At 69.4% G+C, this 11007-nt stretch carries 11 protein-coding genes and 1 riboswitch; of the genes, 10 read left to right on the forward strand and 1 reads right to left on the reverse strand.

The genetic code is table 11. The annotated features are described in order from the left end of the window. The first annotated feature begins 220 nt into the window (after positions 1–220). From ACFVGW_RS19920 to ACFVGW_RS19965, 10 genes are all read left to right on the forward strand, one after another. On the forward strand, positions 221–829 hold the full coding sequence (locus tag ACFVGW_RS19920) for a CDP-alcohol phosphatidyltransferase family protein (protein WP_260227174.1): 609 nt from the start codon (positions 221–223) through the stop codon (positions 827–829). A 116-nt stretch (positions 830–945) separates the two neighbouring features. Next, complete coding sequence (locus ACFVGW_RS19925; protein ID WP_385852914.1) at positions 946–3441, forward strand: sugar phosphate nucleotidyltransferase; 2496 nt, start codon at positions 946–948, stop codon at positions 3439–3441. Between the two features lie 101 nt (positions 3442–3542). Further along, positions 3543–4472, forward strand: coding sequence for a DUF881 domain-containing protein (locus tag ACFVGW_RS19930; protein ID WP_383229441.1), 930 nt, complete (start codon positions 3543–3545; stop codon positions 4470–4472). Further along, positions 4469–4801: a small basic family protein gene (locus tag ACFVGW_RS19935; protein ID WP_158985233.1), complete on the forward strand. Its 333-nt coding sequence runs from the start codon at positions 4469–4471 to the stop codon at positions 4799–4801. Before ACFVGW_RS19930 ends, ACFVGW_RS19935 begins: the two co-directional genes overlap by 4 nt. A gap of 5 nt (positions 4802–4806) precedes the next feature. Further along, on the forward strand, positions 4807–5640 hold the full coding sequence (locus ACFVGW_RS19940) for a DUF881 domain-containing protein (RefSeq protein WP_385852915.1): 834 nt from the start codon (positions 4807–4809) through the stop codon (positions 5638–5640). Between the two features lie 82 nt (positions 5641–5722). Continuing rightward, the gene (locus ACFVGW_RS19945; RefSeq protein ID WP_352189538.1) at positions 5723–6640 is read left to right on the forward strand and encodes an FHA domain-containing protein; all 918 of its coding nucleotides are present in this window, start codon (positions 5723–5725) and stop codon (positions 6638–6640) included. Between the two features lie 29 nt (positions 6641–6669). After that, positions 6670–7413: a MerR family transcriptional regulator gene (locus tag ACFVGW_RS19950; RefSeq protein ID WP_352189528.1), complete on the forward strand. Its 744-nt coding sequence runs from the start codon at positions 6670–6672 to the stop codon at positions 7411–7413. A 53-nt stretch (positions 7414–7466) separates the two neighbouring features. Continuing rightward, positions 7467–7940 (forward strand): bifunctional nuclease family protein, encoded by a 474-nt coding sequence (locus tag ACFVGW_RS19955; protein WP_158985224.1) that lies wholly within the window; start codon positions 7467–7469, stop codon positions 7938–7940. 180 nt (positions 7941–8120) lie between these two features. Beyond that, positions 8121–8771, forward strand: coding sequence for a MerR family transcriptional regulator (locus tag ACFVGW_RS19960; RefSeq protein WP_383229446.1), 651 nt, complete (start codon positions 8121–8123; stop codon positions 8769–8771). Positions 8772–8844: 73 nt separating this feature from the next. Continuing rightward, a complete protein-coding gene (locus tag ACFVGW_RS19965; RefSeq protein ID WP_385852916.1) occupies positions 8845–10233 on the forward strand; it encodes a DNA polymerase IV in 1389 nt (462 codons plus the stop codon). Between the two features lie 137 nt (positions 10234–10370). On the opposite strand, the gene ACFVGW_RS19970 is transcribed toward ACFVGW_RS19965, so the two are convergent. Further along, complete coding sequence (locus tag ACFVGW_RS19970; RefSeq protein ID WP_383229449.1) at positions 10371–10739, reverse strand: PRC-barrel domain-containing protein; 369 nt, start codon at positions 10737–10739, stop codon at positions 10371–10373. A 114-nt stretch (positions 10740–10853) separates the two neighbouring features. Further along, a riboswitch (glycine riboswitch) is annotated at positions 10854–10952 on the forward strand. The last annotated feature ends 55 nt before the right edge of the window (positions 10953–11007 follow it).

Here is an 11007-nt window from a genome sequence, read left to right on the forward strand (position 1 = left end):
GGAAGCTAAGCCTTTCAGCGCCGATGGTACTGCAGGGGGGACCCTGTGGGAGAGTAGGACGCCGCCGAACAATTTTTAGCCTCAACCCCCGGACCTCGTCCGGGGGTTGAGGCATTTTTGCGTTCACGAACAGGCGCACGACCCCTGTGCATCTCGTCGCCGCGGCTGAAGGTAAGGTCAGGGGGCATCATCGGCACGTTCCCCCACAGGAGGCCCCCGGGTGGAGGTCCAGGAGACTCGCGTTCAGACGGACCGGGTCCTCACCATCCCCAACATCTTGAGCATGGCTCGCCTTGTTGGCGTGCCGCTCTTCCTGTGGCTGATTCTCCGACCTGTGTTCGGTGGGCCCAACAGTGATGGCTGGGCCTTGCTCGTGCTGATGCTCAGCGGTGTCAGCGACTATCTCGACGGGAAGCTCGCCCGGCGCTGGAACCAGATCAGCAACCTCGGCCGGCTGCTCGACCCGGCCGCCGACCGGCTGTACATCGTTTCCACCCTCATCGGGCTGACCTGGCGCGAGATCCTGCCGCTCTGGCTGACCGCCGCGCTTTTCGCCCGCGAGTTGATGTTGCTCGTGATGGTGGGAATCCTCCGCAGGCACGGCTATCCGCCGCCACAGGTGAACTTCCTGGGGAAGGCTGCGACTTTCAACCTGATGTACGCCTTCCCCTTGCTGCTGCTCAGTGACGGAACGGGCTGGCTTTCGTCACTCGCCGAAGTTTTCGGGTGGGCCTTCGCCGGATGGGGTACAACTCTGTATTGGTGGGCAGGGATCCTCTACGTGGTCCAGGTCCGTCGACTCGTGAAGGCGGATACCGAGGCCGATTGAGCCCGTCTGTCCTGTGCCGTGCAGTGTCGCCGGCACGATCGAGGACGCCCGAGGCCCACTGCGCGGGCAGGTGAAGTCGGCAGGACCGTCGTCTCTTCAAGGAGGACGCTTCCGACATGAAGGCCGTCGTGATGGCCGGTGGCGAAGGAACACGGCTTCGCCCCATGACCTCGAGCATGCCCAAGCCTCTCCTGCCGGTGGCAAACCGGCCGATCATGGAGCACGTCCTTCGACTGCTCAAGAGGCACGGACTCACCGAGACCGTCGTGACCGTACAGTTTCTGGCCTCGCTGGTCAGGAACTACTTCGGTGACGGCGAGGAACTCGGGATGGAGCTCACGTATGCCAACGAGGAGAAACCGCTCGGCACAGCGGGGAGTGTGAAGAACGCCGAGGAGGCATTGAAGGACGACGCCTTCCTCGTGATCTCGGGTGACGCGCTCACCGACTTCGACCTCACCGATCTGATCGCCTTCCACAAGGAGAAGGGCGCTCTGGTCACCGTCTGTCTGACCCGTGTGCCGAATCCGCTGGAATTCGGCATCACGATCGTGGACGAGGAGGGAAAGGTCGAGCGATTCCTGGAGAAGCCGACCTGGGGACAGGTCTTCTCGGACACCGTGAACACGGGCATCTACGTGATGGAGCCCGAGGTCTTCGACTACGTCCAGGCCGACACCTCCGTCGACTGGTCGGGTGACGTCTTCCCTCAGCTCATGAAGGAAGGCAAGCCGATCTACGGCTATGTCGCCGAGGGCTACTGGGAGGACGTCGGCACTCACGAGAGCTACGTCAAGGCGCAGGCCGACGTGCTCGAAGGCAAGGTCCAGGTCGAACTCGACGGGTTCGAGATCTCGCCCGGCGTCTGGGTCGCGGAAGGCGCCGAGGTACACCCCGACGCAGTCCTGCGAGGGCCGCTGTACATCGGTGACTACGCGAAGATCGAGGCCGGTGCCGAGGTGCGCGAGCACAGCGTCATCGGGTCGAACGTGGTCGTCAAGAGTGGCGCGTTCCTTCACAAGACCGTCGTCCACGACAACGTCTACATCGGCCAGCAGAGCAATCTGCGCGGCTGTGTCATCGGGAAGAACACCGATGTCATGCGGGCGGCCAGGATCGAGGACGGCGCCGTCATCGGCGACGAGTGTCTCGTGGGCGAAGAATCGATCGTTCAGGGGAACGTACGGGTCTACCCCTTCAAGACCATCGAAGCCGGCGCCTTCGTCAACACCTCCGTCATCTGGGAGTCGCGTGGCCAGGCACATCTCTTCGGTGCGCGTGGTGTCTCCGGGATCCTCAACGTGGAGATCACGCCCGAGCTGGCCGTGAGGCTCGCGGGGGCGTATGCCACGACGCTGAAGAAGGGGTCCACCGTCACCACCGCGCGTGACCACTCCCGGGGCGCCCGCGCCCTGAAACGGGCCGTGATCTCGGCGCTGCAGGCCAGCGCGATCGACGTACGCGACCTGGAGAACGTACCGCTGCCGGTCGCACGGCAGCAGACCGCCCGGGGAAGCGCGGGCGGGATCATGCTGCGGACCTCGCCCGGTGTTCCGGACTCCGTGGACATCATGTTCTTCGACGAGCGGGGAGCGGATCTCTCGCAGGCGGGGCAGCGCAAGCTGGACCGGGTCTTCGCACGTCAGGAGTACCGGCGGGCCTTCCCGGGTGAGATCGGGGACCTGACCTTCCCGGCGAGCGTCTTCGACTCGTACACCGGCTCGCTGCTGCGGAACGTCGACACCTCGGGCGTTGCGGAGGCCGGGCTGAAGGTCGTCGTGGACGCCTCCAACGGCAGCGCGGGGCTCGTTCTGCCGAGCCTCCTCGGCCGCCTCCAGGTGGACGCGCTGACGATCAACCCGGGCCTGGACGAGGCGCGGCCCACGGAGTCGGCGGAGACCCGGCGGGCCGGGCTGGTGCGGCTCGGGGAGATCGTCGCCTCGGCGCGTGCCGCGTTCGGGGTGCGGTTCGACCCGGTCGGCGAGCGGCTGTCGCTCGTCGACGAACGGGGCCGGATCATCGAGGACGACCGTTCGCTTCTCGTCATGCTCGACCTCGTGGCCGCCGAGCGGCGTTCGGGGCGGGTGGCGCTGCCCGTGACGACGACGCGGATCGCCGAGCAGGTCGCCGCGTACCACGGCACACAGGTGGAGTGGACGACGACCTCACCCGACGATCTGACCAGGGTCGGACGGGAGGACACCACGATCTTCGGCGGGGACGGCCGGGGCGGGTTCATCGTTCCCGAGTTCTCCAGCGTGTTCGACGGTGCCGCCGCCTTCGTACGGCTCATCGGTCTGGTGGCGCGGACCCAGCTCACGCTGAGCCAGATCGACGCCCGGATCCCGCGGGCACACGTCCTGAAGCGGGACGTCCCGACGCCGTGGGCCGTGAAGGGGCTCGTGATGCGCCGAGTGGTGGAGGCGGCCGGCGAACGGTCGGTGGACACCACCGACGGCGTGCGGGTCGTGGAGACCGACGGCCGCTGGGTCATGGTGCTGCCGGACCCGGCCGAGGCCGTCACTCATCTGTGGGCCGAGGGGCCCGACGACGCGTCCGCACAGGCGCTCCTCGACGAGTGGTCGGGCGTGGTCGACAGCGCAGGTCAGTAGACCGATGGGACAGGTGAGCCGGGTGGTGTCCGTCCTACGCCGCCCGGCTCACCGGTGGGGCCATTCGGCGGTAGCGGCGCCGACGTGCGACGATGTGCGGCATGTCGCAGCAGCACCCCGTTCGGAGCACAGGAACACCACCCCCGCGCCCGGACGCGTCCATGTCGCTGCTGAACAACGTGATGGACCACGCGCTCGACGACGGGTACGCGGAGGCCTCGGCCCGGCGTGAGGCGGAGGGCGGCGGTCTGCCCCGTACGCTCCGGGCCAAGCTCGGGCTCGCGGCCGGCCTCGTCCTCGCCGCCGCTGTGGTGACCGTGGGCGCCGCCGAGGCGCGGATCTCCGCGCCGGTCGTCGCCAAGGAACGGCAGGAGCTGATCGACCGCATCGACGCGGAGACCGCGGCGGCCGAGCAGCTGGAGCAGGACGTCGAGAAGATCCGCGCCGAGGTCGGTGAGCGGCAGCGCGAGGCGCTGGAACAGCACGGCGGCGACCAGGCCGAGCTGGTGGCGCTGCTCTCCGGCGCGACGCCGGTGCACGGCCCCGGCGTGAAGCTGGTGGTCGACGACGCCAAGGACACCGAGGCGGGCGGCGGGGGTCCGCGCGAGAGCAGCGGCTTCTCCGACACCGGCCGGGTCCGTGACCGTGACATGCAGCGGGTCGTCAACGGCCTCTGGGAGTCCGGTGCCGAGGCGGTCGCGATCAACGGTCAGCGGCTGACCTCGCTGTCGGCGATCCGGGCCGCCGGTGACGCCATACTGGTCGACAACAAGCCGCTCGTGCCGCCGTACACGGTGCTCGCGGTGGGGGACGGGCAGCGACTGGCCACCGCGTTCCAGGACAGCGCCGACGGGCAGTACCTGCACGCGCTGCAGGAGAACTTCGGGATCCGCACCAGTATCTCGGCGGAGACCGATGTGCGTCTGCCGGCCGCGCCGAGCCTGATCGTACGTACAGCAGAGCCGAGGGGAGCCGGGGCGACCAAGCCCAGCGGGCAGGCCACGGCCGACACAGGGAAGGGCACATCTTGATCGCCGTACTGGGCCTGATCGTGGGAGTCGTGGTCGGACTGTTCGTCCGTCCCGAGGTTCCGGCGGTGGTCGAGCCCTATCTTCCGATCGCCGTGGTCGCCGCCCTCGACGCGGTCTTCGGCGGCCTCAGGGCCATGCTCGACGGCATCTTCGTCGACAAGGTCTTCGTGGTCTCCTTCCTCTCGAACGTCGTCGTGGCCGCGCTGATCGTCTTCCTCGGCGACAAGCTGGGCGTCGGCGCGCAGCTGTCCACCGGTGTCGTCGTCGTGCTCGGCATCCGGATCTTCTCCAACGCGGCCGCCATCCGGCGGCACGTCTTCCGGGCGTGACACCGATGAGCGAAGCGACCAACCCGGAGACCCCCGAGAACCCGGACGACGACCGCCCGACCCCCGCGGAGCCGGCGGCGCCCTCCGCACCCGCTGCATCCGCTGCCCCCGAGCAGCCGCTGACCGGCCGCCAGCGGCTGGCGGCCGGGCTCTGGCCGCCGCGGGTGAGCCGGGCCCAACTGATCGTCGCCGTGCTGCTGTTCGTCCTCGGTCTCGGTCTCGCCATCCAGGTCCGCTCCACCAGCGACAACAGCGCGCTGCGCGGCGCGCGCCAGGAGGACCTGGTCCGCATCCTCGACGAACTCGACGACCGCACCCAGCGACTCGAGGACGAGGCGTCGCGCCTGGAGACCCAGCGCTCGGAGCTGGAGTCCAGCTCCGACCAGGCCGAGGAGGCGCGCAAGCAGACCCAGGAGAAGGAGCAGCAGCTCGGCATCCTGGCCGGCACCGTCGCCGCGGAGGGCCCGGGCATCACGCTGACCATTCGCGGCGCCGCCGCGTCGGTCGAGTCGGACATGCTGCTCGACGCCATCCAGGAGCTGCGCGCGGCCGGTGCCGAGGCGATTCAGGTCAACGACGTACGCGTCGTCGCGGACAGCTACTTCACGGGTAGTGGATCCGACATAGAGATCGATGGAACGAAGGTGGCCGCTCCGTACGTCTTCAAGGTCATCGGCAAGCCCGAGGATCTTGAGCCCGCGCTCAACATCCCTGGTGGCGTCGTGCAGACGTTGGAGAAGGAGCAGGCCACCGCGACCGTGGCCCGGTCTCAGAAGATCGTCGTGGATGCCTTGCGACCTGCGAAGCGGCCTGACTACGCTCAGTCGTCCTCGCAGTGAGGCGGGGGCGCATGGCGGCCGCGCGACAAGGGGAGGACGTTGCGGGGGGTCGCCGCACCACAAGCATGGTGCGTGGTGGAAACTGTCGGGTGGATACGGACGTTGTGAGGATGTCCGGGTCGGCAGGTGTGTTCATTCAGGGTTCGTCCTGCCCCACGGGCGGGTCTGTTTCGGTCAAGGGGAATCGCCCGTGAGTTTTTTTGCGAAGTTGTTCGGCAAGAGCGCACGCGAGGACGGCGGCAACGCCAAGCACCGCGCGCCGCGCCACGCCCAGAGCGAGGAGCAGGGTGGCGAACGCCCCCTCTTCCGTGACGAGGTCGACGACCATGGCGCGTCGTCTGTTGACCCTGCCGGTGCCGGGCGCATAGGTTTCGGAGAACCATCAACCTCAGGTACGGGTGGAGGGTTCACCCCCGACCCGTATGCGACACAGACCTCCGCGGGTCAGCCGCGGCAGGAGGACGCGTCCATGCCGGTGTGTACGAGGTGCGGTCACCGCAATGCCGCGGACAGCCGTTTCTGCTCCCACTGCGGCACGCCGCTGCGGGGCGGGGCGCCTGTGGAGCGTGCGTCCGAGACGACGTCGACGATCTCGATCTCCGGCCTCGAGGCGTACGACGCCGAGGTCACCGGCCAGACGGCGCTGCCGTCCCTCTCGCCCGAGGCGCTGGCGGCCGTCGAGGCGCTGCCGGCCGGATCGGCGCTCCTCGTCGTGCGCCGCGGCCCGAACTCGGGCAGCCGCTTCCTGCTGGACAGCGAGCTGACCACGGCCGGCCGTCACCCGCAGAGCGACATCTTCCTCGACGACTTCACCGTGTCGCGGCGCCATGTGGAGTTCCGGCGGGCGCAGGACGGCAGCTTCACCGTCGCCGACGTCGGCAGCCTCAACGGTACGTACGTCAACCGGGAGCCGATCGACTCGGCGGTTCTGTCCAACGGCGACGAGGTGCAGATCGGCAAGTACCGGCTGGTCTTCTACTCGAGCCAGCGAGGCATGTGACGCCTCGGGGAAGCCTTCAGGGAAGGTCCATGCTGCGAACACCGACGGGCGGCGCCGGTCACGGCGCCGCCACAGCGGGCGACCGGCTGGTGAGCATCGGGACGGTGCTGAACCAGCTGCGTGACGAGTTTCCCGAAGTGACCATCTCGAAGATCCGGTTCCTGGAGTCCGAGGGGCTCGTCGAGCCCCGGCGGACGGCCTCCGGGTACCGGAAGTTCAGCCCGCAGGACGTGGAGCGGCTCGCCCAGATCCTGCGGATGCAGCGCGATCACTATCTTCCGCTGAAGGTCATCCGGGAGCATCTCGACGCCCTTGCCCGGGGTGAGCAGATCAGGCTTCCCGCTCCCAGCCCCCAGCGCGACCTGCTCGACGGTGCGTGGGAGGCGGAGGGGGACCGTCCGACCGCGGCGCGCGTGGGGCGGTCCGAGCTGCTGGCCGCCGCCGAGGTGACCGAGGGGGAGCTCGCGGAGTGGGAGTCGTACGGACTCATTGCCGCGGGACCCGAGGGCGGCTACGACGCCGAGGCGGTCACCGTCGCCCGGCTCGTTGCGGATCTGGGGAGATTCGGTCTGGAACCGCGGCATCTCCGGGCGGTGAAAGCGGCGGCCGACCGGGAGGCCGGGCTGGTCGAGCAGGTGGTCGCGCCGCTGCGCCGGCACCGTAATCCGCAGACCAGAGCCCATGCGGAGGCCACCGCGAAGGAGCTCGCCGGGCTCTCCGTACGGCTCCACGCGGCACTGGTCCAGACCGCGCTCGGACTTCGGCTGCAGTGATCTTGTGGGGGCCCGACTACCCAAACCGGTCGGGCACGTCCTAGGGTTGCTGTGTGAACGAGCTCGACGTTGTGGGTGTCCGGGTGGAAATGCCCTCCAACCAGCCGATCGTGCTCCTGCGTGAAGTGGGAGGCGATCGGTACCTCCCCATCTGGATCGGACCGGGTGAGGCGACCGCGATCGCCTTCGCCCAGCAGGGCATGGCCCCTGCCAGGCCGCTGACGCACGACCTCTTCAAGGACGTCCTTGAAGCCGTGGGCCAAGAGCTCACCGAGGTCCGCATCACCGATCTCCGTGAAGGTGTCTTCTATGCGGAGCTGGTCTTCGCCAGCGGTGTCGAGGTGAGCGCCAGGCCGTCCGACGCGATAGCGCTGGCCCTGCGCACCGGGACGCCGATCTTCGGCAGTGACGGCGTGCTGGACGACGCCGGTATCGCGATTCCGGACGAGCAGGAGGACGAGGTGGAGAAGTTCCGCGAGTTCCTCGACCAGATCTCCCCCGAGGACTTCGGGTCCAGCAGCCAGTGAGATCCGGCCGCTGTTCACGGGGTGTCGTCAGGGCATTCGGAAAGCCTTTCCCCGGAGAGGGGCACGGGAAACCACTCTCAGGGTGATTATCACTCGGCGTGCCGAGTGTGGCGATCGTTGACGCACCCCGAGCGACTGCCTACCTTCGTGTGGGCAGGTCAAGGACGGAGGGTCGGCGTGATGAGCAGCGGCGACGGTACGGCAGGGGGCTCCCTCGGGCGCACGCCCGGGGAGAGCGGTCCGTATCCGCTTCACGGCAGTGTGGGCGACTTCGGGGCGGAAGCGGGTGCGGGGACGGTGCCGAACGCCGTCTCCGACGAGGCGGCGGCCGGTACGGACACGGTGGGGTACCGCGGTCCGACGGCCTGCGCGGCGGCGGGGATCACGTACCGCCAACTGGACTACTGGGCACGCACCGGGCTCGTCGAGCCGAGCGTGCGGCCGGCGTACGGATCCGGGACGCAGCGGCTGTACAGCTTCCGTGACGTCGTCGTACTCAAGATCGTCAAGCGATTCCTGGACACCGGGGTCGCGTTGCAGAACATCCGGGCCGCCGTCCAGCATCTGCGGGCCCGCGGCTTCCGCGACCTGGAGCGGATGACGCTGATGAGCGACGGGGCCACGGTCTACGAGTGCTCCTCGCCCGACGAGGTCGTGGACCTGCTCCAGGGCGGTCAGGGCGTCTTCGGGATCGCGGTCGGCGTGGTCTGGCGCGATGTGGAGGCGGCCCTCTCCCAGCTGCACGGGGAGCGGATCGACACCGGCGAGACCCTGATCGGTCACAACCCCGGCGACGAGCTCGCGCGCCGACGGCGGGACCGCGCGGTCTGACCCGTCTGCCGGCTGTGGCGCGTCCGTACGAGTGTGCGGCCGATTGTCAGTGGCGTAGGGCAGCATCGGACGTGTGAGAGCCGCGCCGACGATTCTGCATCTGGACATGGATGCCTTCTTCGCCGCCGCCGAGCAGGCGGCGAAGCCCAGTCTGCGCGGAAAGCCTGTGGTCGTGGGCGGTCTGGGCCCGCGCGGGGTCGTGGCGACCGCCTCGTACGAGGCCCGGCGCTTCGGCGTGCACTCCGCGATGCCGATGGCCCAGGCGCGGCGGCTCGCGCCCAACGCGGCCTATCTCGTGCCGCGCTTCGGTTTCTACCGCTCGATCAGTGAGCAGGTCATGGAGCTGCTCGGGCGGCTGTCGCCGCTCGTGGAGCCGCTGAGCCTGGACGAGGCCTTCGTGGACCTGGAGGCCGGGGGAGTGGCCGACGACCGCGCGAGCGCCCTGGAGGCCGGTGAGCGGCTGCGCAGGGACATTCTCACCACCACGGGGCTGACGGGGTCCGTGGGGCTCGCGGGGTCGAAGATGCTCGCCAAGATCGCCTCCGAGGAGGCGAAGCCGGACGGGCTGGTGCTCATAGAGCCGGGGACCGAGCGGGCGCTGCTGGGGCCGAAGTCGGTCCGGATCCTGCCGGGGGTCGGGCCCGCCACGGGGGAGCATCTGCGGCGGGCCGGGATGACCACGGTCTCCGACCTGGTGGAAGCGGGCGAGGACGAGCTCGTACGGCTGCTGGGGCGGGCGCACGGGACCTCCCTGTACCGAATGGCCCAGGGGTACGACGATCGGCCCGTGGTGGCCGAGAGGGACGCGAAGTCGGTGTCGGTCGAGGACACGTTCGACGTGGACCTGCACGACCGGGTGCGGATCCGGATCGAGGTGGAGCGGCTTGCCGAGCGGTGCGTGGGGCGGCTGCGGGCGTCGGGGCACTCGGGCCGGACGATCGTGCTGAAGGTCCGACGGTTCGACTTCTCGACGCTGACGCGCTCGGAGACGCTGCGGGGGCCCACGGACGACCCGCTCGTGGTGCGGGAGGCGGCCGGGCGGCTCCTGGAGGGCGTGGACACCACGGGTGGCGTGCGGCTGCTCGGCGTGGGGGTGAGCGGCCTCGCCGACTACACGCAGGAGGATCTCTTCGCTCAGGCGGCGGAGCTGGCGGGGGAAGCGGGGGGTCCGGAGGCCCCGGGGGACGGGGTGGAGGACGTGCCGGCGGCCGCGGCGGCCCCCGAGCCGGAGGAGCCGCAGGCCGCCGAGCGGAGATGGGCGCCCGGGAACGACGTACGGCATGCCGTGTACGGGGCCGGGTGGGTGCAGGGGAGCGGGGTCGGGCGCGTCACCGTGCGATTCGAGGAGCCGCAGTCGCCGCCGGGGCGGGTGCGGACGTTTCTCGTCGACGACCCGGAGCTGGAGCCGGGGGAGCCGCTGCCGCTGGTGGGGGACGCGGAGGGAGGGGCGGCGGTGGCCTAGGGGGTGCGCCCGGCCGGCCTTCTGCCGGGCTGGTTCACCCGCACCACCCGTGGGTGGTGCTACGCCGTCGGCGGGGCAGGCGAAGTCGAGGGCGAGTGGCTACCCGGCCGCTTGCCCGGTCCTGGGTGCTGGAGGCGTCAGGTCTCCTCCTGGCCTGCCAGGCGGCCGAAGTCGTGGTCCATCGGGGGCGGGGGCGGGAGGGCCAGGCTGTAGTGGCGGTAGAGCTGGAGCTCCTGCTCGGGCGAGAGGTGGCGGCCCACACCGAAGTCCGGGGCGTCCTTGATCAGGGCGCGTTCGTACGGGATGTGGAGGCCGTCCTCGACCAGTTCGCTCGGCTCCAGAGGGACGAACGCGTCCCGGCTGAAGAGTCCCGTGCGGACCGCCGCCCACTCGGGGACTCCCGTCGCGTCGTCCAGGTACACCTCGTCCACGGTGCCGATCTTGTGTCCGTCGCGGTCGTACGCCTTGCGGCCGATCAGGCTGCGCGGATCGATGTCGGTCTGCACGGTCCCTCCAACAGGTCGCAACTGCTCTACAAGGACTACGAAAGTGCACATCTGGGATGTCGGCCACTTGAGCGACTGGTCCGGGAACCGCGCTGGTAGGCTGGCTGTGGCTGTCGACACCGTGCGGGAGAGTCCTCCGGAGAAACCTTTCGGAGGCGCCGAAGGAGCAAATCCTCCCCGGAATCTCTCAGGCACCTGTACCGCACGGGCGAGGTCACTCTGGAAAGCAGAGCGGAAGGCCGACGCCATCCGCTCTCACCGACGGTGA

The sequence above is a fragment of the Streptomyces sp. NPDC127129 genome (assembly GCF_042671585.1).
GTDB lineage: Bacteria > Actinomycetota > Actinomycetes > Streptomycetales > Streptomycetaceae > Streptomyces.

Excerpts from the sequence above, each read along its gene's own strand:
- ACFVGW_RS19925 (WP_385852914.1), top strand. The coding sequence starts at position 946 with ATGAAGGCCGTCGTGATGGCCGGTGGCGAAGGAACACGGCTTCGCCCC.
- ACFVGW_RS19930 (WP_383229441.1), top strand. The coding sequence starts at position 3,543 with ATGTCGCAGCAGCACCCCGTTCGGAGCACAGGAACACCACCCCCGCGC.
- ACFVGW_RS19940 (WP_385852915.1), top strand. The coding sequence starts at position 4,807 with ATGAGCGAAGCGACCAACCCGGAGACCCCCGAGAACCCGGACGACGAC.
- ACFVGW_RS19950 (WP_352189528.1), top strand. The coding sequence starts at position 6,670 with ATGCTGCGAACACCGACGGGCGGCGCCGGTCACGGCGCCGCCACAGCG.
- ACFVGW_RS19960 (WP_383229446.1), top strand. The coding sequence starts at position 8,121 with ATGAGCAGCGGCGACGGTACGGCAGGGGGCTCCCTCGGGCGCACGCCC.